This is a genomic window from Caulobacter sp. SRI_014, from assembly GCF_057586315.1.
Genome location: NZ_JBYCZQ010000013.1, coordinates 1 through 26,858 on the forward strand (window position 1 = coordinate 1; position 26,858 = coordinate 26,858).

The 26,858-nt window shown below is 69.1% G+C and carries 28 protein-coding genes; 15 read left to right on the top strand and 13 right to left on the bottom strand.

Features of this window, described 5'->3' with window-relative positions; translation table 11 throughout:
• Positions 1 to 223: 223 nt before the first annotated feature.
• Genes AC2YG9_RS20390 through AC2YG9_RS20400 form a run of 3 tightly spaced genes read right to left on the bottom strand, consistent with a single transcriptional unit; the run spans position 224 to position 2,214 of the window.
• Positions 224 to 646, bottom strand: coding sequence for a hypothetical protein (locus AC2YG9_RS20390; RefSeq protein WP_487299835.1), 423 nt, complete (start codon positions 644 to 646; stop codon positions 224 to 226).
• 51 nt (positions 647 to 697) lie between these two features.
• Positions 698 to 1,582, bottom strand: coding sequence for an SDR family NAD(P)-dependent oxidoreductase (locus tag AC2YG9_RS20395; RefSeq protein WP_487299836.1), 885 nt, complete (start codon positions 1,580 to 1,582; stop codon positions 698 to 700).
• 50 nt (positions 1,583 to 1,632) lie between these two features.
• Positions 1,633 to 2,214 (bottom strand): TetR/AcrR family transcriptional regulator, encoded by a 582-nt coding sequence (locus AC2YG9_RS20400; RefSeq protein ID WP_487299837.1) that lies wholly within the window; start codon positions 2,212 to 2,214, stop codon positions 1,633 to 1,635.
• A 112-nt stretch (positions 2,215 to 2,326) separates the two neighbouring features.
• Between AC2YG9_RS20400 and AC2YG9_RS20405 the strand changes: the two genes are divergently transcribed.
• Positions 2,327 to 3,877: an AMP-binding protein gene (locus tag AC2YG9_RS20405; protein WP_487299838.1), complete on the top strand. Its 1,551-nt coding sequence runs from the start codon at positions 2,327 to 2,329 to the stop codon at positions 3,875 to 3,877.
• Here the strand turns inward: AC2YG9_RS20405 and AC2YG9_RS20410 are convergent.
• Both AC2YG9_RS20410 and lepA read right to left on the bottom strand, forming a co-directional pair.
• Positions 3,874 to 4,065, bottom strand: coding sequence for a hypothetical protein (locus tag AC2YG9_RS20410; RefSeq protein WP_487299839.1), 192 nt, complete (start codon positions 4,063 to 4,065; stop codon positions 3,874 to 3,876). The genes AC2YG9_RS20405 and AC2YG9_RS20410 overlap by 4 nt on opposite strands.
• Positions 4,065 to 5,876: a translation elongation factor 4 gene (lepA, locus tag AC2YG9_RS20415; protein ID WP_487299840.1), complete on the bottom strand. Its 1,812-nt coding sequence runs from the start codon at positions 5,874 to 5,876 to the stop codon at positions 4,065 to 4,067. Before lepA ends, AC2YG9_RS20410 begins: the two co-directional genes overlap by 1 nt.
• Positions 5,877 to 5,994: 118 nt before the next feature.
• Here lepA and AC2YG9_RS20420 point away from each other — a divergent pair, with 118 nt between their 5' ends.
• The 5 genes from AC2YG9_RS20420 to AC2YG9_RS20440 all read left to right on the top strand — a co-directional run bounded on the left by AC2YG9_RS20420 (position 5,995) and on the right by AC2YG9_RS20440 (position 13,565).
• Complete coding sequence (locus AC2YG9_RS20420; protein ID WP_487299841.1) at positions 5,995 to 6,399, top strand: response regulator; 405 nt, start codon at positions 5,995 to 5,997, stop codon at positions 6,397 to 6,399.
• Between the two features lie 148 nt (positions 6,400 to 6,547).
• Complete coding sequence (locus tag AC2YG9_RS20425) at positions 6,548 to 7,654, top strand: efflux RND transporter periplasmic adaptor subunit (RefSeq protein WP_487299842.1); 1,107 nt, start codon at positions 6,548 to 6,550, stop codon at positions 7,652 to 7,654.
• A gap of 9 nt (positions 7,655 to 7,663) precedes the next feature.
• Entirely contained in the window at positions 7,664 to 10,840 is a 3,177-nt protein-coding gene (locus AC2YG9_RS20430; protein ID WP_487299843.1) for an efflux RND transporter permease subunit, read from the top strand.
• 47 nt (positions 10,841 to 10,887) lie between these two features.
• Entirely contained in the window at positions 10,888 to 12,672 is a 1,785-nt protein-coding gene (locus AC2YG9_RS20435) for an SLC13 family permease (protein WP_487299844.1), read from the top strand.
• A 71-nt stretch (positions 12,673 to 12,743) separates the two neighbouring features.
• Entirely contained in the window at positions 12,744 to 13,565 is an 822-nt protein-coding gene (locus AC2YG9_RS20440; RefSeq protein ID WP_487299845.1) for a flagellin, read from the top strand.
• Positions 13,566 to 13,801: 236 nt separating this feature from the next.
• Here AC2YG9_RS20440 and AC2YG9_RS20445 read toward each other — a convergent pair whose 3' ends face one another.
• Positions 13,802 to 14,401 carry an SOS response-associated peptidase gene (locus tag AC2YG9_RS20445; protein WP_487299846.1) on the bottom strand — a complete coding sequence of 200 codons (600 nt, stop codon included), beginning with the start codon at positions 14,399 to 14,401 and terminating at the stop codon, positions 13,802 to 13,804.
• Between the two features lie 90 nt (positions 14,402 to 14,491).
• Here AC2YG9_RS20445 and AC2YG9_RS20450 point away from each other — a divergent pair, with 90 nt between their 5' ends.
• On the top strand, positions 14,492 to 15,046 hold the full coding sequence (locus AC2YG9_RS20450; RefSeq protein ID WP_487299847.1) for a hypothetical protein: 555 nt from the start codon (positions 14,492 to 14,494) through the stop codon (positions 15,044 to 15,046).
• 102 nt (positions 15,047 to 15,148) lie between these two features.
• Positions 15,149 to 15,535 carry a VOC family protein gene (locus tag AC2YG9_RS20455; RefSeq protein ID WP_487299848.1) on the top strand — a complete coding sequence of 129 codons (387 nt, stop codon included), beginning with the start codon at positions 15,149 to 15,151 and terminating at the stop codon, positions 15,533 to 15,535.
• Here the strand turns inward: AC2YG9_RS20455 and AC2YG9_RS20460 are convergent.
• The gene (locus AC2YG9_RS20460; RefSeq protein ID WP_487299849.1) at positions 15,532 to 15,777 is read right to left on the bottom strand and encodes a hypothetical protein; all 246 of its coding nucleotides are present in this window, start codon (positions 15,775 to 15,777) and stop codon (positions 15,532 to 15,534) included. The genes AC2YG9_RS20455 and AC2YG9_RS20460 overlap by 4 nt on opposite strands.
• On the bottom strand, positions 15,774 to 16,784 hold the full coding sequence (cobS, locus tag AC2YG9_RS20465; RefSeq protein ID WP_487299850.1) for a cobaltochelatase subunit CobS: 1,011 nt from the start codon (positions 16,782 to 16,784) through the stop codon (positions 15,774 to 15,776). Before cobS ends, AC2YG9_RS20460 begins: the two co-directional genes overlap by 4 nt.
• A 199-nt stretch (positions 16,785 to 16,983) precedes the next feature.
• Between cobS and AC2YG9_RS20470 the strand changes: the two genes are divergently transcribed.
• The gene (locus AC2YG9_RS20470; RefSeq protein ID WP_487299851.1) at positions 16,984 to 17,682 is read left to right on the top strand and encodes a phosphatase PAP2 family protein; all 699 of its coding nucleotides are present in this window, start codon (positions 16,984 to 16,986) and stop codon (positions 17,680 to 17,682) included.
• 218 nt (positions 17,683 to 17,900) lie between these two features.
• On the opposite strand, the gene AC2YG9_RS20475 is transcribed toward AC2YG9_RS20470, so the two are convergent.
• Positions 17,901 to 18,545 carry a J domain-containing protein gene (locus AC2YG9_RS20475; protein ID WP_487299852.1) on the bottom strand — a complete coding sequence of 215 codons (645 nt, stop codon included), beginning with the start codon at positions 18,543 to 18,545 and terminating at the stop codon, positions 17,901 to 17,903.
• Positions 18,546 to 18,590: 45 nt separating this feature from the next.
• On the opposite strand from AC2YG9_RS20475, the gene AC2YG9_RS20480 reads away from it, so the two are divergent.
• Entirely contained in the window at positions 18,591 to 18,872 is a 282-nt protein-coding gene (locus AC2YG9_RS20480) for a BolA family protein (RefSeq protein ID WP_487299853.1), read from the top strand.
• On the opposite strand, the gene AC2YG9_RS20485 is transcribed toward AC2YG9_RS20480, so the two are convergent.
• From AC2YG9_RS20485 to AC2YG9_RS20495, 3 genes are all read right to left on the bottom strand, one after another.
• Positions 18,869 to 19,246 carry a response regulator gene (locus AC2YG9_RS20485; protein ID WP_487299854.1) on the bottom strand — a complete coding sequence of 126 codons (378 nt, stop codon included), beginning with the start codon at positions 19,244 to 19,246 and terminating at the stop codon, positions 18,869 to 18,871. The two genes, AC2YG9_RS20480 and AC2YG9_RS20485, sit on opposite strands and share 4 nt — an antisense overlap.
• Before the next feature lie 107 nt (positions 19,247 to 19,353).
• The gene (gene aroB / locus AC2YG9_RS20490) at positions 19,354 to 20,463 is read right to left on the bottom strand and encodes a 3-dehydroquinate synthase (protein WP_487299855.1); all 1,110 of its coding nucleotides are present in this window, start codon (positions 20,461 to 20,463) and stop codon (positions 19,354 to 19,356) included.
• Positions 20,460 to 20,996: a shikimate kinase gene (locus AC2YG9_RS20495; protein WP_487299856.1), complete on the bottom strand. Its 537-nt coding sequence runs from the start codon at positions 20,994 to 20,996 to the stop codon at positions 20,460 to 20,462. The genes aroB and AC2YG9_RS20495 overlap by 4 nt, the downstream gene beginning before the upstream one ends.
• A gap of 70 nt (positions 20,997 to 21,066) precedes the next feature.
• On the opposite strand from AC2YG9_RS20495, the gene AC2YG9_RS20500 reads away from it, so the two are divergent.
• Both AC2YG9_RS20500 and AC2YG9_RS20505 read left to right on the top strand, forming a co-directional pair.
• Complete coding sequence (locus AC2YG9_RS20500; RefSeq protein ID WP_487299857.1) at positions 21,067 to 22,326, top strand: hypothetical protein; 1,260 nt, start codon at positions 21,067 to 21,069, stop codon at positions 22,324 to 22,326.
• Positions 22,323 to 23,246, top strand: a complete 924-nt coding sequence (locus tag AC2YG9_RS20505) for a tyrosine recombinase (RefSeq protein WP_487299858.1) — start codon at positions 22,323 to 22,325, stop codon at positions 23,244 to 23,246. Before AC2YG9_RS20500 ends, AC2YG9_RS20505 begins: the two co-directional genes overlap by 4 nt.
• On the opposite strand, the gene AC2YG9_RS20510 is transcribed toward AC2YG9_RS20505, so the two are convergent.
• Positions 23,243 to 23,938 (bottom strand): DUF2306 domain-containing protein, encoded by a 696-nt coding sequence (locus AC2YG9_RS20510; RefSeq protein ID WP_487299859.1) that lies wholly within the window; start codon positions 23,936 to 23,938, stop codon positions 23,243 to 23,245. The two genes, AC2YG9_RS20505 and AC2YG9_RS20510, sit on opposite strands and share 4 nt — an antisense overlap.
• Before the next feature lie 77 nt (positions 23,939 to 24,015).
• Between AC2YG9_RS20510 and AC2YG9_RS20515 the strand changes: the two genes are divergently transcribed.
• From AC2YG9_RS20515 to AC2YG9_RS20525, 3 genes are all read left to right on the top strand, one after another.
• Positions 24,016 to 25,095: an AraC family transcriptional regulator gene (locus AC2YG9_RS20515; RefSeq protein WP_487299860.1), complete on the top strand. Its 1,080-nt coding sequence runs from the start codon at positions 24,016 to 24,018 to the stop codon at positions 25,093 to 25,095.
• Positions 25,096 to 25,106: 11 nt separating this feature from the next.
• Complete coding sequence (locus AC2YG9_RS20520) at positions 25,107 to 25,685, top strand: hypothetical protein (protein WP_487299861.1); 579 nt, start codon at positions 25,107 to 25,109, stop codon at positions 25,683 to 25,685.
• Between the two features lie 68 nt (positions 25,686 to 25,753).
• Positions 25,754 to 26,803, top strand: coding sequence for an HpcH/HpaI aldolase/citrate lyase family protein (locus AC2YG9_RS20525; RefSeq protein WP_487299862.1), 1,050 nt, complete (start codon positions 25,754 to 25,756; stop codon positions 26,801 to 26,803).
• Positions 26,804 to 26,858: the final 55 nt, after the last annotated feature.

A 26,858-nucleotide genomic window follows, 5' to 3' on the forward strand; every position in this document is an offset into this window, starting at 1 on the left:
AGATTCAGGCGCCGATTTTGACGTCACTCGGCCTTGGGCCATCGCGCCCGCTGCGGGGTGGTTCCAGGGTGGTCGAAAGCCGTCCCCGGAGAGGCTGAAACGCCTCTACAGGCGGACAGCTGATTGGTGTCAAGTTGTTGAAAATGCGGGGAGAACTTCCGACGCATCAACCCCCGTCGTGCTATAATGGTTCCGCTTCGATAACGCGGCGGTTCCCCAACCCTCAGACCCCCGGCCGCGAGTAGTCCACCAGCCCCGGGCCGAACACGCTGGCCACCACCACGGGCCGCCGGTCGCTGATGTCCTCGTCCGGCAGCTCGTCGATCTCTTCCGGGTACTTCAGCTCCACCCGGAAGCCGCCGTCCTCGATGACATAGGCCAGGGTCGCCCATTCGCCCTTGGGGTCGATTTGCCGGCAGGCGTCCCAATAGGCCTCGATGATGCTCTCCATGACCGGCGGGCACAGGCGGTAGCGGATGTCGTCGGGGTGTTCGGGGTCGTCGAAGAACAGGTCGGCGGTCAGGCCGTCGGCATCCATCTCGGCATAGACGAGCAGGCGCGTGGCCGTCTCGTCGGCCGCCTCCAGGGCCAGGCGGCCGATTTCCTGGTGGTAGGGCTCGAGCAGTTCGGCGTCTTCGGGGGTCATGGGGCACAGATGGCGCCTGCGCCCCGCCCTGTCGAGGTCAGGCCGATTTGGTCAGATCGGCGCGAGGGCCTCGCTGTCGGTCCACAGCCGCGCGCAGGCGGCGTCGTCGCGGGCCAGGGCCGAGGGCGGCAGGGTCTTCATGCCCCTGCTGCGCACCGACACATAGTCGCCCCGCGCCCCGGCCCAGCGCGGATCGGTCGCCAGCTCCGCCAGCAGGCGTCCGGAATTGGCCGGGGTGCTGATCCGCTCGCCGCGGACCACCAGGGGAAGGATGAAGCGGAAGACCAGCGACAGGGGGAAGGGGTAGTCCCGCGCCAGGCCGGTGCCGGGGGTGAAGCCGGGGTCGAAGGCGGCGACCATCACGTCCGGCCGCGTCGCCGCCAGCCGCCGGGCCAGCTCCCGGGCGGTCATCACGTTGCACAGCTTGGAGGTGGAATAGGCCCGCCGGCCGGCAACGCCCTGCGAGGCGTCCCGCTCCGGGTCGGTGTCCGGATGGGCCAGGCGGTTGGCGTCGGCGTGGTTGGGCGGCGGCATGCCGGTCTTTTCTTCGGGATCGTGCGTGCCGCTGGCGGTCAGGATGATCCGCCCGTTCGGCGCCATCTTCGGCAGGAGCAGGCGGATGAGCAGCTGATGGGCCAGGTGGTTGGCCGCGAAGGTGACTTCGTAGCCCTGCCGGCTGCGCCCGCCGGTGACGTTCTGCAGGCCGGCGTTGAGCAGCAGCACATCGATCGGCTGGTCCGGCTGGACGGCGGCGAAGGTCCGCACCTGATCGACGTCGGCCAGGTCCAGCGGCTCCCGTCGGCTTCGGCGTTTCAGCGCAGCCGGCGCCTGGTCCGGCCGCCGCGCCCCGATGGTCAGTTCCGCCCCCTGGGCCAGCAGATGTCTGGCCGCAACCAGGCCGATGCCGGCCGTCGCCCCCGTCATCACGATCCGCATCCTCGCCTCCGTTTAGGTTGGTCAACCAACCAAATAATGCGTATGGCGGTTTACGGCAAGGGGGTCATCCAGCGCTGGGCGGCGCCTTCAAGGATGTCCCGGGCGGCGTCGAGCGGGAAGGCGGGGTCGTTCAGCCAGGCCAGCATCAGGCCGTCGAAGCTGGCCTTGAGCGTGGCGGCCAGGGCGAGGTCACGGTCATTGGCCTCCGGGCGCCCGGCGGCGGCGGCGAAGGTCAGGGCGGCTTCGGCCACGGCCGCGGCGTTCAGCTCGCGCAGAACGTCGGCCAGAGCCGGGTGGCTCAACGCCTGGGCCGCGAAGGCCAGCCGCACCCGGAAGAAGTCGGCGTCGGCCTCCGCCCCGTCCCGCGCCTCGGCGAAGAAGGCGGCCAACTGTTGCTCGGGCGGGGTGGCCGAGCGGCGGGCGATCAGCCGCTGGCGATAGTCGTCCAGTCCGCGCCGCATGGCCGCTTCCAGCAGGGCGTCCTTGGTCGGGAAGTGGTAGTGCATCAGCCCCGGCGTGATGCCGGCCTCGGCGGCGATGGTCTTGACGCTGGCGGCTTCCAGCCCCTCGCGGGCGACGACGGCGAAGGCCGCCGCGATCAGCCGTTCGCGAGTCGGGTTGGGCTTGGTCATGGCGGCAGGATAGCGAATGCCGCGCGGCGAAAAAGGCCGGGTCCTCAGTTGGACATCTGTCCGACGCCACGGCGCCCTTTACGATCTGACTTCGGGATTGCACTTAGACGCCATGACCGCACCGCGCCCCCTGACGCCCTTCGAGGGCATGGACATCCGCAGCCTGATCGACGCCCGCGCCGCCTGGCGCGGCGACCATCCCTTCCTGGTCTGGGAGCCCTTTGAGGGTGAGGGGCGGACCTGGTCCTATGGGCAGTTCGCCGATGCCGTGCGCCGGCTGGCGGCAGGGCTGCAGGCGCGGGGCGTCAAGGTCGGCGACCGGGTGGTGGTGCATCTGGAGAACTGTCCGGAGTCGGTGATCAGCTGGCTGGGCTGCGCCTATGCCGGGGCCGTGCCGGTGACGACCAACACGAAGTCGAGCCTCGACGAGGTCCGCTATTTCGCCGAGCACAGCGGGGCTGTGGGCGCGATCACCCAGCCGATGCTGGCCGGTCTTGTCCGCGAGGCGGCGCCGCAGCTGGCCTGGACCGTGGTCACCGACAACGACAGCGGCGAGCCGGGCGTGGCCGACGGGTTCGAACCCTTCGCCGCCCTCGACGCCGATCCCGCCACCCTGGCGCAGCGCCCGCACGACCCCTGGGCCCACTTCGGCATCCAGTACACCAGCGGCACCACGGCGCGCCCCAAGGCCGTGCTGTGGACCCACGCCAATGCCCTGTGGGGCGGGCGGATGTGCGCCCAGAACGAAGGCCTGGTCCCGGAGGACGTGCACCTCGTCTACCTCCCGCTGTTCCACACCAACGCCCAGGTCTACAGCGTGCTGGCCGCCTTCTGGGCCGGGGCCACGGCGGTGCTGATGCCGAAGTTTTCGGCCAGCCGCTTCTGGCCGGTGTCGCTCAAGCACCGCTGCACCTGGACCTCGATGGTGCCCTTCTGCCTGAAGGCCATCGCCGGCCAGCCCGTGCCGCAGCACAGCTACCGCAACTTCGGTAACGGCATCTGCGACCCGGCCACGGACAGGCTGTTCGGCGTCAAGACCGTCGGCTGGTGGGGCATGACCGAGACCATGACCCACGGCACGGTCGGCTCGCCCACCGCCCCCGACGCCCCGATGTCGATGGGCCGGCCCTCACCGGCCTACGACATCCATGTGCTGGATGAAGAGGGCCAGCCGGTCGCGGTCGGCGAGACCGGCGACCTGCTGGTCGGCGGCATCCGGGGGCTGTCGCTGTTTCTGGAGTACGCCCACGATCCCGAGGCGACGGCCAAGGCCTTCACCGCCGACGGCCTGTTCATCACCGGCGACCGCGTCCGGCGCGGCGAGGACGGCTACCTCTATTTCGCCGACCGCTCGAAGGACATGCTCAAGGTCGGCGGCGAGAACGTCGCGGCCTCGGAGATCGAGCGGGTGGTTGCTTCGGTGCCTGGCGTCGGCGAGGTGGCCGTGGTCGCCAAACGCCATCCGATGCTGGACGAGGTCCCGGTCGCGTTCGTCATCGCGGCCAGCGGCGTGGACGGTCTGGAAGCGGCCATCCTCGAGACCTGCAAGGCCCAGCTGGCCAGCTTCAAACAGCCGCATGAGGTCCGCTTCGTCGACAGCTTCCCGCGCGCCACCCTCGAGAAGGTGGCCAAGAACGAGCTGCGCAAGCTGCTGGCGGACTAGTCGAGCCCGAACTGGCTGGCATCCAGATCGACCCGGGCGGCGTCATGCCCGTCGAGCTCGATGGTGTAGAGCAGGCGTCCGTCGTCGGCCCGGCGGATCGCCGTGATGACGCCGGTGTCGCCCGCCCCGATGCGGGTCAGCGGAATATCGACGAGCAGGGTGACCCCGTCGCCCTCCGCCGGCAGCATCAGTTGTCGTCCATCTTCAGGGCGGCGATGAAGGCTTCCTGCGGGATCTCGACCTTGCCGAACTGGCGCATGCGCTTCTTGCCGGCCTTCTGCTTGTCCAGCAGCTTGCGCTTGCGGCTGGCGTCGCCGCCGTAGCACTTGGCGGTGACGTCCTTGCGCAGGGCCCGCACGGTTTCCCGGGCGATGATCCGGCCGCCGATGGCCGCCTGGATCGGGATGACGAACATGTGTTGCGGGATCAGCTCCTTCATCTTCTCGACCATGCCCCGGCCGCGTTGCTCGGCGCGGGCCCGGTGGACCAGCATGGCCAGCGCATCGACCGGCTCGGCGTTGACCAGGATCTGCATCTTGACCAGGTCGCCGGCGCGGTAGCCCTCGATCTGGTAGTCGAAGCTGGCGTAGCCCTTCGAGATGCTCTTCAGGCGGTCGTAGAAGTCGAAGACGACCTCGTTGAGCGGCAGGTCGTAGACCAGCATAGCCCGGCTGCCGACGTAGGACAGTTCGCGCTGCTCGCCGCGGCGGTCCTGGCACAGCTTGATGACCCCGCCCAGGTACTCGTCCGGCGTCAGGATCGTGGCCTTGATCCACGGCTCGCTGATCGTCTCGATCTTGGTCGGATCGGGCAGGTCGGCCGGGTTGTGCAGCTCGATCTCGCCGCCGCCGTGGGTCAGGGCGATCTTGTAGACGACGCTGGGCGCCGTCGCGATCAGGTCGAGGTCGAACTCGCGGCTGAGCCGCTCCTGGATGATCTCCAGGTGCAACAGCCCCAGGAACCCGCAGCGGAAGCCGAAGCCCAGCGCGGCGCTGGTTTCCATCTCATAGCTGAAGCTGGCGTCGTTCAGGCGCAGACGGCCGATGGCGCTGCGCAGGTCCTCGAAGTCGGCGGCGTCGACCGGGAACAGGCCGCAGAACACCACCGGCTGCACTTCCTTGAAGCCCGTCAGGGCGGCGGCGGTGGGCTTCTTCTCGTCGGTGATGGTGTCGCCGACGGCGGCGTCGGCCACTTCCTTGATCTGGGCGGTGAAGAAGCCGACCTCGCCGGGACCCAGGCTCTCGACCGGGGTGTTCTTGGGCAGGAATACCCCGACCCGATCCACCAGATGGCTGGCCCCGGCGTTCATCATCTTGATCCGCTGGCCGGCCTTCAGCGTGCCGTCGAAGATCCGCACCAGCACGATGACGCCGAGATAAGCGTCGTACCAGGCGTCGACCAGCAGGGCCTTCAGCGGCGCGTTCGGATCGCCCTTGGGCGCCGGCAGGCGGGTGACGATGGCCTCCAGCACATCGGGGATGCCGATGCCGCTCTTGGCGCTGCACAGCACCGCGTCGGATGCGTCCAGACCGATGACGTCCTCGATCTGGGCCCGCACCCGGTCCGGCTCGGCGGCGGGCAGGTCGATCTTGTTGAGGACCGGGACGATCTCGTGGTTGTTGTCGATGGCCTGATAGACGTTGGCCAGGGTCTGGGCCTCGACGCCCTGGCTGGCGTCGACGACCAGGATCGAGCCTTCGCAGGCGGCCAGGCTGCGGCTGACCTCATAGGCGAAGTCGACGTGCCCGGGGGTGTCCATCAGGTTCAGGATGTAGGTTTCCCCGTCCTTGGCCTTGTATTCCAGGCGCACGGTCTGCGCCTTGATGGTGATGCCGCGCTCTTTCTCGATGTCCATGTTGTCGAGGACCTGCTCGGTCATCTCGCGCGCGGTCAGGCCGCCCGTCTCCTGGATGAGGCGGTCGGAGAGGGTGCTCTTGCCGTGGTCGATGTGCGCCACGATGGAGAAGTTGCGGATCTTGTCGATAGGTGGGGTCGCCATGGTGGGGCGCGTCTAGCACAAATCGCTCCGCTTGCGAGGGTTTGCGGCGCGCGGTGGATTTACCCTTCCTCAGAACCTTACCCTCATATTGAGCGTTCGCATCGCGAGAGGTATGCGAATGGCGCCACTCATCCTTGTCGTTGACGACGACGAACCGGTCCGTGAATACGCCCGGCTGGTGCTGGAAGCCGCCGGCTATGAGGTGGCCACGGCCTGGAGCGGCGAGCACGCCCTCAAGTACCTGGTGCTGGGCCGGCCCGACCTGTTGCTGGTCGATGTCAGCATGCCCGGCATGACCGGCCTGGAGCTGATCGGCCGCGTCCGCCTGCGCCAGCGGTTCAAGGACACCCCCGTGCTGGTGTTTAGCGCCTCGGGCCTTGGGGTCGATATCCAGGCGGCCATCCGCGCAGGGGCCGGCGGCTACCTGCTCAAGCCCTTCGCGGCCGAGGAGCTCACCGCCAAGGTGGCCTCTGTCCTGGCGACGGCGGACCCGGGCCATTGGGCCGATCGCAACGAGGCCTGACCGGGCCGCCTGTCCCTATTTTGTCAGCAGTCTGTCGGAACCGTGTCTTCCGCCGCGTCCTCGGAGCGGAAAGCTGGCTCTTCGCGGTTGCGATATGATCGCAAAAGCCTAGATACCGCTGACGATTGCACAGACTGGGGAGCTCGACGTGCGCGCCTTTACCGACCGGCCCGGCCGGACGCGGACCCTCGCTGTGACCTTCGCCCTCGCCATGGCGCTGCCGCTGGCCGCCTGTGGCAAGAAGGATGAGGCGCCCAAGGCCAAGGTCGCCCAGACCGTCACCGCCGCCGTCGTCACTCTGCAGAGCCTTCCCCGGCGGGTCGAGGTCTCGGGCAGCGTCACCGCCTGGAACGAGGTCATCGTCGGCGCCGAGACGGGCGGGCTGACTGCCGTGCAGGTGCTGGTCGACGAAGGTGACTGGGTCCGCCAGGGCCAGCTGATCCTCAAGATGAACGACACCGTCCAGCGGGCGGCGCTGCGCCAGGCCGAGGCCGGGGTGCTGTCGGCCAAGGCGACCCTGGCCGAGGCGACCGCCGCGCTCGGCCGCTCGCAGGAGCTGAAGGCCAAGGGCTACCTCTCCCAGGCCGCCCTGGACACGGCCCTGGCCCGGCAGCGCACGGCCTCGGCCGGCGTCGCCCAGGCCGAGGCCCAGGCCGCCTCCGCCGCCGCCCAGCTGGCCCAGACCAGCGTGCGCGCTCCGGTCAGCGGTCGGGTTTCGAGCCGCTCGGTGGTCAAGGGCCAGATCGTCCAGCCCGGCGTCGAACTGTTCCGCCTGGTCCGCGACGGCCGGCTGGAGCTGGCCGGCGAGGTGCCGGAAGCCCAGCTGAACCTGCTGCGTTCGGGCATGCCCGCCGTCATAACCGGCGACGAGGGCGGCCAGACCGGCGGCGTCCTGCGCCTGGTCACCCCCCGCGTCGACGCCCAGACCCGTGTCGGCCTGGCCCGGGTCAGCCTGGCCTCGCCGCAGTCCTTCCGGCCCGGCATGTTCGCCAAGGCCAGCATCGATGTCGGCGACCAGCCGGCCCTGACCCTGCCGCAGTCGGCGGTGGTGTTCCGCAACTCCAAGGCCGGGGTCTACATCATAGACGCCAAGGGCCAGGCCCACTTCCGCGAAGTGACCACGGGCGCCCGGGTCGGCGACAGCGTAGAGATCGCCGGCGGCCTGAACGCCGGCGAGCGGGTGGTGGTCGGCGGAGCCGGCTTCCTGGCCGACGGGGACCATGTCCGCGTGGTCGCCGCCCAGCCCAAACGCTAGGGGCGGCTGATGTTCCGCAACATCTCCGCCTGGTCGATCAAGAACCCGATTCCGGTCGTCCTGCTGTTCATCATCCTGACCCTGGCCGGGGTGCAGGGCTTCCTGCAGATGCGGGTCAACAATTTCCCCGACATCGATTTTCCGCTGGTGGTGGTCGCCGCTGGCCAGCCCGGGGCCGCGCCGCCGGAGCTGGAAAGCCAGGTCACCCGAATTATCGAAGACGCCCTGACGGGCCTCAACGGCGTGCGCCATGTACGCTCGACCGTCGGTGACGGGGTCAGCAACACCGCCGTCGAATTCGAGATCGGCACCGACCTGGAACGGGCCACCAACGACGTGCGCAACGCCGTCGCCTCGGTCCGGGCCGACCTGCCGCAGGACATTCCCGAGCCCATTGTCCAGCGCATCGACATCTCCGGCCAGCCGCTGATCACCTATGTGGTGCGGTCGGGCAGCCTGAACCCCGAGCAGCTGAGCTGGTTCGTCGACAACGATGTCTCCAAGCGGCTGCTGGCCATTCCCGGCATTGCCCAGGTGACCCGCGAAGGCGGGGTGAGCCGAGAGATCCGCGTCGAGCTGGATCCGCGCAAGCTGGCGGCCCAGGGCGTCACGGCGGCCCAGGTCAGCCAGACCCTGCGGGCCATCAACGCCGACCTGCCCGGCGGCCGGGCCACGGTCGGCGGCGAGGAGCGGGCCATCCGCACTCTCGGCGGAGCCGACACCGTGCAGCAGCTGGCCGACAAGCGGGTGGCGCTCGGCGGTGGCCGCAGCGTGCGGCTGGGCGACCTGGGCGCTGTCACAGACAGCTGGACCGAGCCACGCATCCGGGCCCGTTTCGACGGCCAGGAGGTGGTTTCCTTCTCCATGCTGCGCACCCGCGACGGCAGCGAGGTCAAGGCCGGCAAGGCGGTGCGCAAGGCCGTCGAAAAGCTCGACGAAGAACGCAAGGACCTCGAGATCGAAGAGGTCACCTCCACGGTGCAGTACGTCGAGGCCAGCTATAACGCCTCGGTCGAGGCCCTGCTGCTCGGCGCCATCCTGGCGGTGGCGGTGGTCTTCCTGTTCCTGCGCGACTGGCGGGCGACCCTGATCACGGCGACGGCCATTCCCCTGTCGCTGATCCCGACCTTCGCCATCCTCGCGCCGCTGGACCAGACGTTCAACGTCGTCACCCTGCTGGCCCTGTCGCTGACTATCGGCATCCTCGTCGACGACGCCATCGTCGAGATCGAGAACATCGTCCGGCATATGCAGCAGTACAATCTGAAGCCCTACCAGGCGGCGATGGAGGCGGCGGACGAGATCGGCCTGGCCGTCGTTGCGACCACGGCGACCATCGTGGCGGTGTTCGCTCCGGTGGGCTTTATGCCGGGTGTGGTCGGCCAGTTCTTCAAGAGCTTCGCGCTGGCCGCCTGCGTCTCGGTGCTGTTCTCGCTGGTGGTGGCGCGGATGCTGACCCCGCTGATGAGCGCCTATCTGCTCAAGAAGACCCCGAAGATGAGCGAGCACAAGGACCCGTTCTGGATGGCCGGGTACCTCAAGTCGCTGGCATGGGGCATGCGCCACCGCGGCCTGTCGTTCGGCATGGGGACCGTCTTCTTCGTGCTGTCGATCTTCGTCGCCACCCTGGTGCCGGGCGAGTTCATTCCGGCCGGCGACCAGGGCTACAGCGCCATGAGCGTCGAGCTTCCGCCCGGCTCGACCATCGAGGACACCGACGCGGTCGTCCTGCGGATCACCGAAATCCTCAAGGCCCGGCCTGAGGTGAAGAGCGTCTACGGCGGCGTCGGCGCCGGTCTGGCCGCCACCGGTCCCGGCGGGTCGGGCGCTGCGCTGGGCGATGTGCGGCGGGCGGCGATCACCGCCAACCTGGTTCCCAAGCATGACCGCAAGCTGTCGCAGCAGGAGTTCGAGCGGGACATCGCCAAGAGCTTCAAGGACCTGCCCGGGGTGCGCATCCGCTTCGGCGTCGACGGCTCGGCCCCGCTCTACAACGTCACCCTGACCAGCGACGACGGCCCTGCCCTGGCCAAGGCCGCCCGGGCGGTGGAGCAGGAGATGCGCGGCCTCGAGGGCCTGGCCAATGTCGTCAACACCGCCGACATCGCCCGGCCGGAAATCCTGGTCACGCCCAAGCCCGACGTCGCCGCCCGCATGGGCGTCTCGGCCAGCGACATCAGCCAGGCGGTGCGCGTCGCCACGCTTGGCGACATCGACCAGCTGCTGCCCAAGTTCAATCTCGGCGACCGGCAGATCCCCATCCGCCTGCGCCTGACCGAGGACGCCCGCGAGGAACTGGGCGTCATCCAGAATCTGCGGGTGCCGACCGCGTCCGGAGAGGCTGTGCCGCTGGCCGCGGTGGCTGACATCACCTTCGGCGCCGGCCCCAGCCAGATCGACCGGCTGGACCGCAGCCGCAACGCCACCATCACCGCCGAACTGGCGGGCATGGCGCTGGGCGACGCCGACAAGGCGGTCAAGGCGCTGCCGTCGATGACGAACCTGCCGACCGGGGTTTCGGTGCAGCCGTCTGGTGACGTCGAGGCCTTCGCCGAGTTGGGTGTCGGCTTCGCCACCGCCTTCCTGACCGGCATCCTGTTGATGTACGCGGTGCTGGTCCTGCTGTTCAAAAGCTTCCTGCACCCGATCACCATCCAGATGGCCCTGCCGCTGGCCCTGGGCGGAGCCTTCTTCGCCCTGCTGGTCACCGGCACCAACCTGTCGATGCCGGCCCTGATCGGCCTGCTCATGCTGATGGGCATCGCCGCCAAGAACTCGATCCTGCTGGTCGAGTACGGCATCGAGGCGCGCAACGCTGGCCAGACCCGCTACGACGCCATGATGGACGCCGCCCACAAGCGGGCGCGGCCGATCCTGATGACCACCGTGGCCATGGGCGCGGGCATGCTGCCCGTGGCCCTGGGCCTGGGCGAGGACGTCGAGTTCCGTCAGCCGATGGCCATCGGCGTGATCGGCGGCCTGATCACCTCGACCCTGCTCAGCCTGCTGTTCGTGCCTGTGATGTACACCATCCTCGAAGACATCATGGGCTTCGCCCGCTGGCTGATCCGCAAGGACCGGTCGGTGCGCTGGAAGGACTACAAGATGACCCTGCGAGGGCCGACCGGACCGGCGAAGGATGTTCCTGAGACGGCGCACGGGGGCGGTCTGCCGCTGGTGACCTAGGAACCCCGGAGAGCGGATCGCGTTACCCGCCCGATGGGGCGCTTCACATGACCTTGCAGCAGGCGTTGTCGTTCGGCCTGGTCGGCCTGACCGTGATCGTCTTCATCTGGGGCCGGTGGCGCTACGACCTGGTGGCGCTCGGAGCCCTGGCCGTCGGCGTGGTCATTGGCGTCATCCCGGTGAAGAGCGCCTTCGACGGGGTTTCCAACGACATCGTCATCATCATCGCCAGCGCCCTGGTGCTCAGCGCCGCGGTGGCGCGGTCGGGGCTGGTCGACACGATCGTGGGGCCGCTGGTTCCCCACCTGAAGTCCGAGAAGAGCCAGGTGCCGGTGTTCAGCGCCGCCACCGCCGTCCTGTCCATGGTCAGCAAGAACGTCGGGGCCCTGGCCCTGATGATGCCGACCGCCCTTCAGATCGCCAAGAGAACCAGCACGCCGGCGTCCCGCGTGCTGATGCCGATGAGCTTCGCCAGCCTGGTCGGCGGCCTGGCGGTGCTGGTCGGCACCTCGCCAAACATCATCGTCTCCGAGGTGCGCGGCGAGGCGACCGGCGTGCCGTTCGGGATGTTCGACTACTTCCCGGTCGGCGGCATCCTGACCGTCATCGCCATCCTCTACCTGACCTTCGCCTACCGGCTGCTGCCGAGGGACCGCAAGGCCAGCATCAGCGTCGACGCCGCCCTGGCCGCCAACGCCTACATGACCGAGGTCGAGGTCCCCGTAGGGTGGTCGTGGCGCAGCGGCCGCGTCGCCGACATCCAGAAGTTCGGCGACGGCTCCAACCAGGTCGTCGCCATCCTGCGCGACAACAAGCGGATCAGCGCCCCGCACCCCAACCGCAAGATCCTGCCCGGCGACACCCTGCTGCTCGAGGGCGAGGAGCAGGAACTCAATGAGCTGATCGTCCGAGCGGGCCTCAAGCTCAGCCTGACCGACCGCCCCGTCGCCCTGGCCGAACCGACCGACGAGGTCCGCGTCGTCGAGGCGGTGATCGGGGCCGACAGCGACCTGATCGGCGAGAGCGCCAAGAGCTTCGCCCTGCATGAGAGCCACGGGGTCAACCTGATCGGCGTCAGCCGCAGCGGCTACCGCATGCGCGGGCCGCTCAGTTCAACGCGGCTGCGCAGCGGCGACATCCTGGTGCTGCAGGGCAGCGAGCAAAGCCTGCCCGAAGCGCTGCGGGCGCTGGGCCTGCTGCCCCTGGCCGAGCGCGAGGTGCGGCTGGGCGGCATCCGCCACGCCATCGCCCCGGCGGTAATCCTCGCCGGCGCGATGGTGGTGGTCGCCACCGGTCTGCTTCCCGTCGCCGCCGGTTTCTTTATCGCCGCCGTGCTGGTCGTCGCCGTCGGCGCCCTGCGCATGCGCGAGGCCTATGCCGCCCTCGACGCCCCGGTGCTGATCCTGGTCGCCGCCCTGATCCCGGTCAGCGACAGCATCCAGAAGAGCGGCGGGGCGGACCTGATCGCCGCCGCCCTGTCGGGCGCCTTCCACGGCATGCCGCCGCTGGTCACCCTGACGGCGATGATGGCCGTGGCCATGCTGGCGACCCCCTTCCTCAACAACGCCGCCACCGTGCTGATCGTCGCGCCGATCGGCATGGGCCTGGCCAAGCAGCTGGGCCTCAGCCCCGATCCCTTCCTGATGGCCGTGGCGGTGGGAGCCGGCTGCGACTTCCTCACCCCGGTCGGCCACCAGTGCAACACCCTGGTCATGGGGCCAGGCGGCTACCGGTTCGGCGACTACGCCCGGCTGGGGGCGCCGCTGTCGGTGATCATCCTGCTCGTCGCGCCGCTGCTCATCTCGCTGTTCTGGCCATTCACCGCCCGCTAACCCCGGGCGGGTAATCGTGCCAGCGGGGCAAAAGGCCCTTCCGCGTCAGCGGACACCAGAACGGGCCGGCCATGCTGAGCATCAACACCAATTACAGCGCGATGATCGCGCTGCAGAGCCTGAACGCGGTCAACACCGAGCTGTTCGAGGTTCAACGCCGGATCAGCACCGGCCTGAAAATCTCATCCCCGAAAGACAACGGCGCCGTCTGGGCCATCGCCCAGGGCCAGCGCTCCGAACTGCGCGCCCTGAACGCCGTCACCGGCTCGCTGCAGCGCGGGGTCTCCATCGTCGACGTGGCGATCAGCGGCGGCGAGACGATCAGCGACCTGCTAAGCCAGATGAAGGAGAAGATGCTGGCCGCATCCGATCCTTCGATCAACGCCGCCGACCGCGCCGCCCTGTCGTCCGACTATGTGGCCCTCCGCAAACAGATCGACCTGGCCGCCTCCAACGCCACCTTCGGCGGCGTCAGCCTGATCTCGGCCGGCAGCAGCGGCAATGTCCGCGCCCTGGCCAATGGCGCCGCGACCGACACCATCAACGTCGACCACGTCGATCTGTCGACCACCGGCGGGCTGATCAGCGGCACGCTGGCCGACCTGACGACGGTGACCGCCGCCGACCTGACCAACCTCGACAACGCCTTGAAGGGCGTCAACGGGGCGGTGGCCAAACTGGGGACCGGGGCCAAGGCGCTGGAGACCCACGAGACCTTCATCAGCAAGCTGCAGGACACCCTGGAGACCTCGATCGGCCGGCTGGTCGACGCGGACCTGGCCAAGGAAAGCGCCCGCTTCCAGGCCCTGCAGGTCAAGCAGCAGCTGGCTATCCAGGCGCTGAGCATCGCCAACCAGCAGCCCAACCTGATCCTGCAGCTGTTCAGGAACTGACGCTTCGGTCCGTGGCTTGTCGAAGCCCGGCCATTATAGCATCGATGGTCGGAAAAATACTGTTATAATTCAACACCATGAGACCTACCGGGCGACCGCCCGAAGCGTCATTTCGACCGGTTGAACACCCTCCGGGTGTCGGCCGGAAACCACCGTGTCACCACCCTCGATCCAGCACCTCTGCCGGCGGTCGCGGCGTGGATGAAAATCCTATGTCTAGACATATTCATCTTCGCTCAGAGCAGCGAACCCTTCGGCGCGCGGGGCGCCTCCTCGATCACCCAGGTTCCCGCCGGCGAGGACTTCAGCAGGCCCTCCTCGCCGGCCAGCCAGCGGTCCCAGTCGGCGCGGTCCAGCACGGCCGGCTGGCGGTCGTGGGTGGGGGCGATGTCGGGGCCGGGGTCGACGGTCAGCAGGCTGAAGCGGGCGTCCTCGCCATTCTTCGTATTTGGGCCGTTCTGATAGCCGGCGAAACAGAACCAGTCGCCGTCGCTGCGGCTGAAGCGCCAGCGGGTCTTGGGATACTTCTCGCCGGTGAACTCGAAGAAGGAGGAGGCCGGGATCAGGCACCGCCCCTTCTCGAACCGCCGGCCCTCCGACCGCATGTTGATCACCGGCGGCCGCTTGGGCTGGCTGGGTAGGAGACCCCATTTGAGGCGGACCAGGGTCGTCGTCGCGCCGTCGGGCAGGATCACCGGCGCGGCGTCGGTCGGGCGGATATCGTCGTTGGGCTCGAGGTTGGGCGGACCGCTCGGAAAGACCAGCGGAAACCGGCTCTCGCTGAAGATCTCGAAGATCTCCCCGACCGGGATGTGGTTGGCGTAGTTGTTACACATGGTCTCTCGGGGTGGGCCGTCCGCTGAGGTCTAGCATGGCCGCGTGCGAACCGTTCTGCCAGACTGGTCCCGTTCAAGGGGGGTATTTGCGTGAAACTGTCGATCCTGTCGGCCATGGCCGCCGCGCTGTTGCTGGGCGCCTGCGCCTCCATGCCGATCCAGAACTGGCCGCAGAACCAGAGGCCGCCGGGGCCCACGGAGGCCCGCATCATCGTCACCGGCGGCACGCCGCGCGCCTGTGGCGGCGGGCGGGTCTTCCTGGTCGGCGTCGCCAGGCACGGCCACTACGACAACCTCAGCCGCGTGGCCGACGCCAACATCGAGGGCGGCATGCTGAAGTCGCATTTCGACGACCACTACGGCCGGATCAACGTCATCAGCCTCAAACCCGGCAGGTACATTCTCTATCCGGTGGGGGGCGGCCTTCTGCAGAACAAGGGCACGCCGCCGACCTGGGAGTTTGAAGTCGCGGCGGGCGAACTGGCCTATGTCGGCGAGCTCTATGTCGACACGCCCTGCGGCTCGATGACCGGGCGGGTCGGGCTGTTCGATCATCAGGCGCGTGATGTCGCCGTGCTGCGGTCCCTCAATCCCGCCTTCGCCGACGTCCCGGTCGTCAAGCGCGTCGCCACGCCGCTTGAATAGCCGGGCGGGAAAACGGGCGAGGCCGGCGAAATCACCCTTTCAGGCGATTGCACAGCCGCCGCCGGCCCCGCAGTCTGCGGCCAAACGGGAGACCTCACAGCCATGACCATCACCGCTTCCGCCACCCCGGTAGCCTTCGTCCAGGTTATCGACCGCGCCCGGGCCCTGGCCTTCTACCAGGACGTCCTCGGCCTCAGCCTGAAGAGCAGCGATGGTTTCGGCGATTTCCTGACCTTCGGCGCCGGGGCGGAAATCCGCATGACCGCGTTGCCGGGCTGGGTCCCGGGCGCGCATCCGGTGGTGGGCTGGAACGTGACCGACATCGTCGCGGCGGTGCAGGCGCTGACCGCCAAGGGCGTGGTGATGACGATCTACGAGGGGATGGGCCAGGACGCGCTGGGCATCTGGACCTCGCCCGATGGCGCCGCGAAGGTGGCCTTCTTCCCCGACAGCGAAGGGAACGTGCTCAGCCTGGCGCAGGCCGGCTAGTAGGCGGGCCTCGAAGGCACGACGCCGGTCGCCGTCAGGATCAGCCACACCACCGGCCCAAACGCGAACACGAACGCCCCGATCCTCAGCCACCAGGCATAGCCCGGCGCCAGGAAGAACCAGACGTAGAGCCAGGGGAAGAACAGCATGCCCCAGAGCAGGCCGGAATTGACGCCGCGGCGTCCCGGCGGCCAGGGCGGCGTTCCGGCCTCTTCGAGAGGGGCCGGAGCGTCGGTGGTCACGCCACCTTCACCCGGGCCGCGCTCTCGGGCAGGTCTTCCCCAAACGCCCGCTGGTAGAACTCCGCCACGGTCGGCCGTTCCAGCTCGTCGCACTTGTTCAGGAACGTCATCCGGAACGCTAGCCCGATGTCGCCGGCGAAGATCTCGGCGTTCTGGGCCCAGGTGATGACCGTACGCGGGCTCATGACCGTCGAGATGTCGCCGTTCATGAAGGCGTTGCGGGTCATGTCGGCGACGCGGACCATGGCGGCCAGGGTGCGGCGGCCCTCGGCCGTGGCGTAGGCCGGGTTCTTGGCCAGCACGATCTCGGCCTCGACGTCGTGGTCGAGGTAGTTGAGCGTGGTGACGATCGACCAGCGGTCCATCTGGCCTTGGTTGATCTGCTGGGTGCCGTGGTAGAGGCCGGTGGTGTCGCCCAGACCGATGGTGTTGGTCGTCGAGAACAGGCGGAAATAGGGGTTGGCGCGGATGACCTTGTTCTGGTCGAGCAGGGTCAGCTTGCCGCCGGCTTCCAGCACCCGCTGGATGACGAACATCACGTCCGGACGGCCGGCGTCGTATTCGTCGAAGACCAGGGCCATCGGGCGCTGCAGGCACCAGGGCAGGATGCCTTCGCGGAATTCGGTGATCTGCTTGCCGTCCTTGAGGACGATGGCGTCCTTGCCGACCAGGTCGATGCGGCTGACGTGGCTGTCGAGGTTGACGCGGACCATCGGCCAGTTGAGCCGGGCGCAGACCTGTTCGATGTGGGTCGACTTGCCCGTGCCGTGATAACCCTGGACCATGACGCGGCGGTCGAAGGCCAGGCCGGCGACGATGGCCAGCGTGGTCTGCGGGTCGAACTTGTAGGCCTCGTCCAGATCAGGCACGTGGCTGTCGCGGTGACTGAAGGCGGGCACCTTCATGTCGCTGTCGACGCCGAAGACGTCACGCACGGAAACCTGCTTGTCGGGGACAAGCGAGAGCAACGGATCGGCGGCGGCGGGGTTGTCGATAAGGTCGGCCATGTTGCAGGTTCGATAGCGCGTTTGAGGCGTTCGGCAAACACTCGTTCGCCTCCTCGCGATCGAGATCGCGAGGATATTTTGTGAGAGGCGCGCCTGCCTGATCCGATCCGCGTACGGATCGGGGCAGGCGTGGAGGTTTGGGTGCATGAACCGTAAGGAATTGTTGCAGCCGGAGCGTTGGCCCGGGTTGACGCTACGGATGCTTGCCGCTGCCCGGTCGGAGCTGGCGGCGGTCGCGGCGCTGCTCGTGCTGGCCGTCGGCGTGCTGTCGTTCATCGAGATCGCCGACGACGTGGGCGAGGGCGACACCCTGGGCATCGACCGGGCGATCCTGCTGATGTTCCGCGCGCCCGGCGATCCGACGACGCCGATCGGCGGGCGCTGGCTGCGCGAGGCGGTGGGCGACATCACGGCGCTGGGCGGCTGGACGGTGCTGACCCTGTTCGTGCTGCTGGTGGTCGGCTTCCTGTGCAGCCTGCGGCGCTGGCGCGAGGCCCTGGTGCTGCTGGTGGCGGCGCTGGGCGGGACGGCGCTGGGCCAGACGCTCAAGGGGGTGTTCGGGCGCGAGCGGCCGGAAGAGTCCTGGCGGCTGGTCGAGGCCATCCACACCAGCTTCCCCAGCGGTCACGCGATGATGTCGGCGGTGATCTACCTGACCTTCGGGGCGCTGATGGCGCGGTTCGCCAACCGCACGCGGGTGAAGGTCTTCGGGATCGTCATGGGCATCGTCCTGACCGTGCTGGTCGGCGTCAGCCGCGTGTTCCTCGGCGTCCACTGGCCCAGCGACGTGCTGGCCGGCTGGTGCGTCGGCGCGGCCTGGGCCATGGCCTGCTGGCTGGCGGTGTGGGCGGTCGAGAAGTGGTGGATCCGCGACGTGGAGGAGACGCCGCAGGGGTAGGGGGGGCGTTCTAGTTTCTCCCCCTCTGGGGGAGGGGGACCGCCGCCGCAGGCGGTGGTGGTGGGGGCAGCGCCGGCGGATGGGGTTGGCCCTGAACGCAGCCGCAGCCGCCGCGCCAGAACGCTCTGAATTCTGATAGGCCGGCGCTGCCCCCACCACCCCGCGCTTCGCGCGCGGTCCCCCTCCCCCAAGGGGGGAGGAATTGCCTCCCGGGATACCTAAGCCAGCTTCGCCTTCTTCAGCGTCTTCCAGGCCTGGATGACCCGCTGCAGCTTGTGCTCGGCCGAGCGGTCGCCGCCGTTGCTGTCGGGGTGACAGCGTTTCAGCAGCTCGTGGTAGCGCTTCTTGATGTCCTTGGGCTCGGCGGTGTCGTCGAGGTCGAGGTCGGCCAAGGCGCCGCGTTCCATCTTGCCCAGCTGGCGGCCATCGGTGCGGGCCTTGTGCTGTACGGTCGAGGCGCCGGATCCGAACAGGCTGAAGGGATCGGCGAAGGCGCCCGGGTCACGGGTGCCGGCCTGGGCCTCGCGGCTGCGGTTGCTGGCCTTCATCGACCAGGTCGGGCGCTCGCCGGTGATGCGGGCGGCCTGGACCTCGGCGACCTGCTCGTCGCTCATGCCGGCGAAGAAGTTCCACTGCTTGTTGTACTCGGCCGCGTGGCCCTGACAGAACCAGTAGTGCTGGTTCATCATCTCGCGGGATTTGGGGGCGCGGGCAGTCGCCGCCAGGCGGCAGCCGGCGTGGTCGCAGGCCCGTTCGCCCGGCTTGAGCGCGTGGACGTCGTTCTCCGCTTCCTGCTCGCCTTCCTTGGGCGGGCGGACGCGGATGTCGACAAATCTGGGACGGTATTGAAAGGCGCGGCTCATCACACGAAGTATGGGCTTACAAATAGGCGTTTTCCAGAATTGAACATGACCGATCTAAGCCCCATAATGACCGCCATCCGCGACAAGCTGACCTCGGCCTTCGCCCCCTCCCGCCTGGAGGTGGTGGATGACAGCGAACGTCACCGCGGCCACGGCGGTCACCGCGAGGGCGGGGAGAGCCATTTCAACGTCGCCATCGAGAGCGCCGCCTTCGCGGGTGTGAGCCGGGTGGCGCGCCAGCGGCAGGTTTACAGCGTTCTGAGTGAAGAGCTGGCCGGGCCGGTGCATGCCCTGTCGGTGAAGGCGACGGCGCCGGGGGAAAGCTAGCGCTTCGCCGCCAGTTCCTTGAGCACCCGCTCCAGGTCGCCCTGGCGGAACGGCTTCTGCAACACCGGGGAGCCGCGATGGGCCTCGACGAGGCCGGCCTCGCCGTAGCCCGAGGCAAAGGCGAAGGGGATGCCCCGGGCCTTCAGCTGGTCGGCGACGGGGAAGATCTGGCGGCCGCCGACGTTGACGTCGAGGATGGCCGCATCGAGTTCGGCGTCGGTGGCGAGGCTCATCGCCTGGTCGAGATCGGGGGCCGGGCCGACAATGGCGCAGCCGAACTCCGTCAGCATGTCCTCGACCAGCATGGAGACGAGCATTTCGTCTTCCACGACCAGCACACGTAGGCCGTCGAGACCCGCGACGCTATCGACCATCAATGCGAACCCCTCCGCCCTAACCCGCACGCGTGACGTACTGCCTCCGCGCAAGGGTCAACAACGGGTAGGGTTTCCGATGGTTCCACCATGCGGGTCAAAAACTTTCAGACCGCCCCTTCGGCCCGCAGGAAGGCGGTGAGCGGGCCGGGATCGACCTTGCGGGCGACGTGGGAGGCCCCGATGGCGGTGGGCAGGACCAGGGTGATGGCGCCGCCCTCGGCCTTCTTGTCCTGGGCCATGTGACCGACCAGCGCGGCGGCCTCGAAGGGATGGCCGGCGACCTGATCCAGGCGGGTGGGCAGGCCCACGGAGGCCAGCAGGGCCTCGGCGCGGACCGCGTCCGCCGGCGGGCACAGTCCCTGATCGGCGGCGTATCGGTAGGCCAGGGCGCAGCCGGCGGCGACCGCCTCGCCGTGCTTGAGGGCCTCGCCATAGCCGTTCTCGGCCTCCAGGGCGTGGCCGAAGGTGTGGCCGAGGTTCAGGAGGGCGCGCCGGCCCTGTTCCTTCTCGTCCTCGATGACGATCTCCGCCTTCATGGCCACGCAGCGGCGGACCGCCTCGGCCAGGGCGGCCGGGTCGCGGGCCATGGCGGCGGCGGCGTTGGCCTCCAGCCAGACGAAGAAGCCGGCGTCGCCGAGCAGGCCGTACTTGATGACCTCGGCCATGCCGCAGGCCATCTCGCGGTCCGGCAGGGTGGAGAGCACGTCGAGGTCGGCCAGCACCAGACTTGGCTGGTGGAAGGCGCCGATCAGGTTCTTGCCGCGCGGGGTGTCGATCGCCGTCTTGCCGCCCACGCTCGAGTCGACCTGGGCCAGCAGGGTGGTCGGGATCTGGATGAAGTCGATGCCGCGCTTGTAGATGCTGGCCGCAAACCCCGCGAGGTCGCCGACCACGCCGCCGCCCAGCGCCACGATCAGGTCGCCCCGGTCCAGCTCCAGGGCCAGCAGCCGGTCAGAGAGATCGGCCAGGCCCTCGAAGCTCTTGGAGGCCTCGCCCGGCGGAATGGTGATCAGATGCGCCTCGACCCCGGCGCGGGCCAGGGCGTCGATCAGCCGCCCGGCGTGCAGCCCGGCCACCGTCTCGTCGGCGACCACTGCGGTGCGGCCGCGCTTCAGCAGCGGCGCGATATAACTGCCGGCCTGGTCGATCAGACCGGTCCCGATGACGACGTCGTACTCACGACCGGCGAGCGCGACAGGAACGAGAATCGTCAAGCGTGGGCCTCCAGGGCGCGCAGGATGGCGGCGACCGACTCCTGATGCGGGGTCTCGCCCAGTTCGACGGTGATGTCGGCCTGGGCATAGACGGGATAGCGGACCTCGGCGAGGGCGGTGAGCACCGCCAGCGGGTCCTTGCCCTGGACCAGCGGCCGGTTGTCCTTGCGTCCGACCCGGCGGGCAAGAATCTCGACGTCCGCCTTCAGCCAGATCGAAAGCGCCCGCTGCTTGATCAGGGCGCGGGTCTGGTCGTTCATGAAGGCCCCGCCGCCGGTGGCCAGCACCATGGGGGCCTCGTCCAGCAGCCGGGCGATAACGCGCCGCTCGCCATCGCGGAACTCGGCCTCGCCGAAGGCCTCGAAGATTTCGGGGATGGTGCGGCCGGCGGCGACCTCGATCTCGGTGTCGGCGTCCTTGAACGGCAGGTCCAGGGCGGTGGCCAGCCGCCGCCCGACACTCGACTTGCCGACGCCCATCAGCCCGACGAGGGCGATGGTCCTGGCTCGCGGAAGAGGCGGGGAGGCGGTCACGAGGAATGGCGATACACGGCGTATCGCACCTGCTCAACAAACTCCGTCCTTTGCGCGTAGAGTAGAGGCCATGAAGCTGCTCCCGCCCCTCCTGGCCGCCTGCCTTCTCGCCACCGCCGCCAATTCCCAGGGCGTCGAGGTCGCGCCGCTGACCGCGCCGGACGTGTTCTCCGGCGGAGCCCGGGACACGGGGCTTGGCGGCGACCTGTGGAAGGGCTCCTCGGCGGAGCTGGCGCGGCGGGTGATGCCGGCCATCGGGGCCAGGCCGCTGAGCCCGGCCGCCCGGGCGCTGGCGGTGCGAGTGCTGTCGACGGGCGCCAACGCGCCGGACGGCGCGGGCGAAGACCGGGCGCTGGCGGCGGCGCGGGCCAAGGCGTTGCTGGCCTTGGGCGAGCCGGCCTCGGCCAGCCTGTCGGTCGAGCGCATTCCAAACCTGGCGGCCGATCCGGTCCTGGCCGAAGTCGCCGCCGAGACCGCGTTGATCACCGGCGACGACGATCGCGCCTGTCGCATCGAGCAGGGCGTCACGGTCGGGCGGGGCGAGGCCTACTGGCTGCGGCTGCGCGCCTATTGCCAGGCGATTTCCGGTCAGACCGACGCCGCCCAACTGACCCTGACCCTCGCCCAGGAAAAGGCCAGGGACGTTGAGTTCGGCGGCCTCATGAATAACCTGATGGTCGGCGGGCCGATGACCATTCCGTCGGAACGCACCGGCGTGCTGAAGGCCCTGGCGCGACGGCTGGGCCGGGTCCCGCCTGTGAGCAAGGTCGAAGTCCCCGAACAGCCTCCAGCTCCGGACCTGCTGCAGACTGATCCGATCCGCGCCGGCCGCCAGTATCTGCGGATCGGCGACTTGGCGGCGGCGCGGGCGCTGCGCGCCGGGCTGACCCAGGACGTCATCCCCGGCGCCAAGCCGCACGACCTCGACCTGCTCGACGCCGCCATTGCCGCCGCCAGCGGCCAGAACCTGGACGCCGTGCAGGACGCCCTGGTGCAGCGCGGCGTGGTCGGCAATCCGCTGGCCCGGACAGCGGCGCTCTATCTCAATGCGCTGGGGGCGCCGATGGACGGCGAGGCGCGGGACGCCTTCGCGGCGTTCGCGGTCGACAAGTCGACGGTCCCGCCAGCCCGGCTGTTCGCCCTCGACAACGCCGCCAACGCGGGCCTGAAGGGCGAGACGGGCCTGCTGGCCGTCTGGATCGCCGGTGAGGCGGGGACGCTTTCGCCGGCCGACCGGGCCTTCATCATTCGGGCCCTCAACAAGGCCGGTCTTGTGCAGGATGCGCGGGCCTTCGCGGTCGAGGGCATCCTCGCCCTGTCTCCCAAATGAGCCCTGCCGGAGCAGGCGGGGGCTGGCCCGAAGCCTTTCTCGAAATGATGGCCGCCGAGCGGGGCGCGGCCCGCAACACCCTGACCGCCTATGGCAAGGATCTGGAGGACGTTTCCGGCTTCCTCGCCCGCCGGGGCCGGGGGTTCGCCGATGCGGCGGCGGAGGACATCGAGGCCTGGTTCATCGACCTGTCGGCGCGGGGGCTGTCGGCCTCGACGGCGGCCCGGCGGCGGGCGGCGGTGCGGCAGTTCTACGGCTTCGTGCTCGGTGAGGGCTGGCGGACGGACGATCCCTCCCGCCGCGTCGAGGCGCCCAGACAGGGCCGGCCGCTGCCCAAGGTGCTGACGCGAGATGAGGTCGACCGCTTGCTCGCCGCCGCTTCGGCGAAGGACGGCGGACAGGGGTTACGCCTGGCTTGCCTGATCGAGCTGACCTACGCCTCGGGTCTGCGGGTCAGCGAACTGGTGGCCCTGCCGCTGGCGGCCCTGGCGCGGGACCCGGCCTACCTCATTGTGAAGGGCAAGGGCGGCAAGGAGCGGCTGGCCCCTTTGAACGGCGCGGCCCGTGAGGCGGTGAAGGCCTGGCTTGCGGTGCGCCAGCAGTTCCTGCCCAAGGGCCTGAAGGAGAGCCCCTGGCTGTTCCCCTCACGGGGCAAGGCGGGCCGGCTGACGCCCCGGCGGTTCTCGCAGCTGCTGGAGGAGGCGGCGTTGGCCGCCGGCATCGACCCCGGCAAGGTCAGCCCTCACGTCCTGCGCCACGCCTTCGCCACCCACCTGCTGGAGGGCGGCGCTGATCTGCGGGTCGTCCAGACCCTGCTCGGCCACAGCGATATCGCCACGACCCAGATCTATACCCACGTGGCCGGCGACCGGCTCAAAGCCGTGGTCGAGAGCAAGCATCCGCTGGGGCGCAAGACCTAAGCCGCCTTGAAGCGGCGCCCGATCCGCACCTGGATCAGCCAGAACGCCATCAGCACCAGCACCGCCAGCGCCGGGCCGAAGATGCTCAGGGACGGCGGCGGCGGCAGGTCCATGCGCCGCGCCAGCAGCGGCGCCTGGACGGCGAACGAGCCGATGGCGATGAACAGGGCCAGACACATCCGCCACAGGTGCCGCGAGATCCGCGCCGCGCCGGTCAGGCCTCCCCGGCGCAGGGTCCAGAGGTCGGCGCCGGCCGCCAGCGTGGCGACCAGGGTGAAGACCCCGAAGATCAGGGTGCTCGGCGGCGCCCCGGCGTCTCCTTCGGTCAACAAGCCCGGAACCGCCGTCATCACGACGCCGACGCCCGCCGCGCCGGCGGCCAGGGCGAGGGCGGCCCAGGGCGCCCAGCGCTCCACGCGGGTCAGGGTCCCGATACGGGCCTTCACGATGCTCCAGGACGTGACGACCAGATACAGGGTCAGGCCGGCGGCGAAGAGGTTGACCTTGTGGCCCCGCATCAGGGCGCCCAGCAGGGCGAACCCGGCCATCACCAGCATGGCGTAGTAGAAGATGGTTCCGGCCTTGCGGTGCAGCCACCGGCCCTTCGGCGCCAGCAGGGAGACCGGACCGGCGATGATGGCGGCCATCCCGCCTGCGACATGGACCAGGGCGATGGGGGTCAGACCGAGCAAGGAAGCACTCTTTCCTGTTTGTCACTTGGCCCGGAGGCTATTGAGGGCCAGCCTCCGTCAGGACGCGCCGAGAAGCCATGACGCCGGACACCAAAGACTTGATCCCAGGTTGCAGCCCCGCCGCCACCTATGCGCCGCCGGGCTCGGCGCGGGCGACTGTCGCCGCCGGCCTGGCGAGGGGCCTGGCCGACTATGCGGCCGGCCGGGGCGCGAACCGCGCGGGCTTGCTGGCGGCTGCCGACCTGACCGAGGCGGAGCTTGTTGACCTCGACGGCCGCGTGGCTTTCGTCCGATACATGGCCCTGATGCGGGCGGCCATCGCCGCCTGCGACGCCCCGGCCCTGTCGCTGCACTTCGCCGAGGCGCTCGACCTGTCGGAACTGTCCGTGGTCGGGCTGATCAGCCACGCGGCCGAGACCATGACCGACGCCTTCGCCCAGCTGAACCGCTACGGCCGCCTGGTGATGGAGGTCGAGGGCGTGGCCGACGGCGAACGGTTCACCATCGCCATGCGCGGCGAGGAGGTCTGGCTGGTCGATCAGCGGGCCGGGCCCAACGCCTTTCCCGAACTGACGGAAAGCACCTTCACCCGCTTTATCTGCGGCCCGCGCCGCTTCCTGCCGCGCCAGATCGTCACCGCCGTCGAGGTCACCCATCCTCGCCCCGCCCATGCGGCCGAGTACGAGCGGGTCTGGCAGGCGCCGGTCAGGTTCGAGGCCGACTGGAACGCCATCCGCATGGACATGAGCCTTGCCGACCACCCGGTCGCCCGGCTGCCGGGCTATGCCTTCGGGGTGTTGACCGAACGGGCCGACGCCCTGCTGGCCGACCTGCGCCAGGCGACCTCCCTGCGCGGCCGGGTCGAGGCCCTGCTGATGCCGGTGCTGCACACGGGCAGGGCCAGTGTCGACTACGCTTCCGGCCAGCTGGGGATCAGCCGCCAGACCCTGTTCCGCCGCCTGAAGACCGAGGGCGCCACCTTCGAGGCGGTGCTCGACGGACTGCGCCACCGCCTGGCCCTCGACTACCTCTCGGCCCGCAAGGTCTCGGTCAACGAGACCGCCTACCTGGTCGGATTCTCGGAACCGGCGGCCTTTTCCCGGGCGTTCAAGCGCTGGACGGGCAGGTCGCCGCGTGAGGTAAGGTACGGGACCTGAGGGGGCTCGACGTGACTCTGAAAATCGCTCTGCCGATCGCGGCGCTGGCCCTGCTGATGGCCGCGCCGGCGCTGGCGGCCGAGAAGTTCATCGACGACTGCACGGTGGCGGAGCGCGACAAGCCGAGCCTCGACCGCGCCAAATTGCCCAGCGCGCGCTTCCGCATGGTGGTGTCCGACATCGGCTTCGAGAAAGGGCCGAACAACGAAAGCATCCGGCTCAAGCTTCGCCATGGCGAGGAGACGGCGACCTTGAAGAGCGGGGCGGGCCTTCGGGTCACGCTGGGCTGGTGCGAGAATTATTCCAACGGCTACGAATTCCGGCTCACCGGCGACACGACGCCGGTCAGCGACAGCCGCTACTGGCTGCGCAAGGCCAGCGCCCTGACCGCCGAGGTCGCGCCGGCCAATCGTGAGGGATTCGTCCGCCTGCCGCAGCTCAGCGCCGTCCTGGCCCGCCGGGCCTCCGAACAGGTGAATCTGGTCGAGGGTCTGGAAGGCGACCTGACCGAAACTCACCGCTACCTCGTCACCGTGTCCCGCCAGGGCAAGACCACCCTGGTGACGGTCCTCTACATCGTCGCGCTTTAGCCGGCGTCCTTGACGCCTCGCACCCTGCGCCGCAAACAGCATCTCGCAACTGCGAAGGGGACAGCGCCATGAAGACGCCGCGGGGATACTTCAAGCCTCTGGCTATCGGCGCCCCGACGCCGCCGCGCGAGCTGCCGGTGCAGGTCGAGCGGATGATCCACTTCGTGCCGCCGCATCTGGACAAGGTCCGCGCCAAGGTTCCGGAGATGGCGAAGCAGGCCGACGTCATCCTTGGCAATCTGGAAGACGCCATTCCCGCCGACGCCAAGGACGCCGCCCGCGCCGGGTTTATCGAGATGGCCAATGCGACCGATTTCGCCGCCCTCGGCGTCGGTCTGTGGACCCGCATCAACTGCCTCAACAGCCCCTGGCACTTCGACGACGTGACGCAGATCGTCGAGGGCGTCGGCGACCGGCTGGACGTGATGATGGTGCCCAAGGTCGAGGGCCCCTGGGACATCCACTACATGGACCAGTTCCTGGCCATCCTCGAAGCGCGCCATGGCCTGAAGAAGCCCATCCTGCTGCACGCCATCCTCGAGACCGCCGAGGGGGTGAACAACGTCGAGGCCATCGCCGCCGCTTCGCCCCGCATGCAGGGCATCAGCCTGGGCCCCGCCGACCTCGCCGCCAGCCGCGCCATGAAGACCACCCGGGTCGGCGGCGGCCATCCCTTCTACAAGGTCATCGAAGACCCTCGCGCCGACGGAGCCCCGCGCATCGCCGCCCAGCAGGACATCTGGCACTACACTTTCGCCAGGATGGTCGACGCCTGCGCCGCCCATGGCATCAAGGCCTTCTACGGCCCCTTCGGCGCGATCGACGATCCCGAAGCCTGCGAACAGCAGTTCCGCAACGCCTTCCTGCTCGGCTGCGCCGGCGCCTGGTCCCTGCACCCCAGCCAGATCGACATCGCCAAGCGGGTCTTCAGTCCCGATCCGGACGAGGTGAAGTTCGCGGTCCGCATTCTGGAGGCCATGCCGGACGGCACGGGCGTGGTCATGCTCGACGGCAAGATGCAGGACGACGCCACCTGGAAACAGGCCAAGGTGATGGTGGACTGCGCCCGCCAGATCGCCGCCCGGGACCCGGCGTTCAAGGACCTTTACGGGTTCTGAAGCCAGCGCCCCGAAATGGGTCAAACCCTTATGGGGTCGGGGATTCTGCACCTCC

What these genes read in the sequence shown, in the direction of transcription:
- AC2YG9_RS20485 (WP_487299854.1), bottom strand. Translation starts at nt 19,246, where the DNA reads ATGGTCGATAGCGTCGCGGGTCTCGACGGCCTACGTGTGCTGGTCGTG.
- AC2YG9_RS20395 (WP_487299836.1), bottom strand. Translation starts at nt 1,582, where the DNA reads ATGCGGATCGTGATGACGGGGGCGACGGCCGGCATCGGCCTGGTTGCG.
- AC2YG9_RS20420 (WP_487299841.1), top strand. Translation starts at nt 5,995, where the DNA reads ATGGCGCCACTCATCCTTGTCGTTGACGACGACGAACCGGTCCGTGAA.
- AC2YG9_RS20480 (WP_487299853.1), top strand. Translation starts at nt 18,591, where the DNA reads ATGACCGATCTAAGCCCCATAATGACCGCCATCCGCGACAAGCTGACC.
- AC2YG9_RS20445 (WP_487299846.1), bottom strand. Translation starts at nt 14,401, where the DNA reads ATGTGTAACAACTACGCCAACCACATCCCGGTCGGGGAGATCTTCGAG.
- AC2YG9_RS20410 (WP_487299839.1), bottom strand. Translation starts at nt 4,065, where the DNA reads ATGCTGCCGGCGGAGGGCGACGGGGTCACCCTGCTCGTCGATATTCCG.
- AC2YG9_RS20430 (WP_487299843.1), top strand. Translation starts at nt 7,664, where the DNA reads ATGTTCCGCAACATCTCCGCCTGGTCGATCAAGAACCCGATTCCGGTC.
- AC2YG9_RS20405 (WP_487299838.1), top strand. Translation starts at nt 2,327, where the DNA reads ATGACCGCACCGCGCCCCCTGACGCCCTTCGAGGGCATGGACATCCGC.
- AC2YG9_RS20435 (WP_487299844.1), top strand. Translation starts at nt 10,888, where the DNA reads ATGACCTTGCAGCAGGCGTTGTCGTTCGGCCTGGTCGGCCTGACCGTG.
- AC2YG9_RS20475 (WP_487299852.1), bottom strand. Translation starts at nt 18,545, where the DNA reads ATGAGCCGCGCCTTTCAATACCGTCCCAGATTTGTCGACATCCGCGTC.
- cobS (WP_487299850.1), bottom strand. Translation starts at nt 16,784, where the DNA reads ATGGCCGACCTTATCGACAACCCCGCCGCCGCCGATCCGTTGCTCTCG.
- AC2YG9_RS20525 (WP_487299862.1), top strand. Translation starts at nt 25,754, where the DNA reads ATGAAGACGCCGCGGGGATACTTCAAGCCTCTGGCTATCGGCGCCCCG.
- lepA (WP_487299840.1), bottom strand. Translation starts at nt 5,876, where the DNA reads ATGGCGACCCCACCTATCGACAAGATCCGCAACTTCTCCATCGTGGCG.
- AC2YG9_RS20440 (WP_487299845.1), top strand. Translation starts at nt 12,744, where the DNA reads ATGCTGAGCATCAACACCAATTACAGCGCGATGATCGCGCTGCAGAGC.
- AC2YG9_RS20500 (WP_487299857.1), top strand. Translation starts at nt 21,067, where the DNA reads ATGAAGCTGCTCCCGCCCCTCCTGGCCGCCTGCCTTCTCGCCACCGCC.
- AC2YG9_RS20390 (WP_487299835.1), bottom strand. Translation starts at nt 646, where the DNA reads ATGACCCCCGAAGACGCCGAACTGCTCGAGCCCTACCACCAGGAAATC.
- AC2YG9_RS20515 (WP_487299860.1), top strand. Translation starts at nt 24,016, where the DNA reads ATGACGCCGGACACCAAAGACTTGATCCCAGGTTGCAGCCCCGCCGCC.
- AC2YG9_RS20455 (WP_487299848.1), top strand. Translation starts at nt 15,149, where the DNA reads ATGACCATCACCGCTTCCGCCACCCCGGTAGCCTTCGTCCAGGTTATC.
- AC2YG9_RS20505 (WP_487299858.1), top strand. Translation starts at nt 22,323, where the DNA reads ATGAGCCCTGCCGGAGCAGGCGGGGGCTGGCCCGAAGCCTTTCTCGAA.
- AC2YG9_RS20400 (WP_487299837.1), bottom strand. Translation starts at nt 2,214, where the DNA reads ATGACCAAGCCCAACCCGACTCGCGAACGGCTGATCGCGGCGGCCTTC.
- AC2YG9_RS20470 (WP_487299851.1), top strand. Translation starts at nt 16,984, where the DNA reads ATGCTTGCCGCTGCCCGGTCGGAGCTGGCGGCGGTCGCGGCGCTGCTC.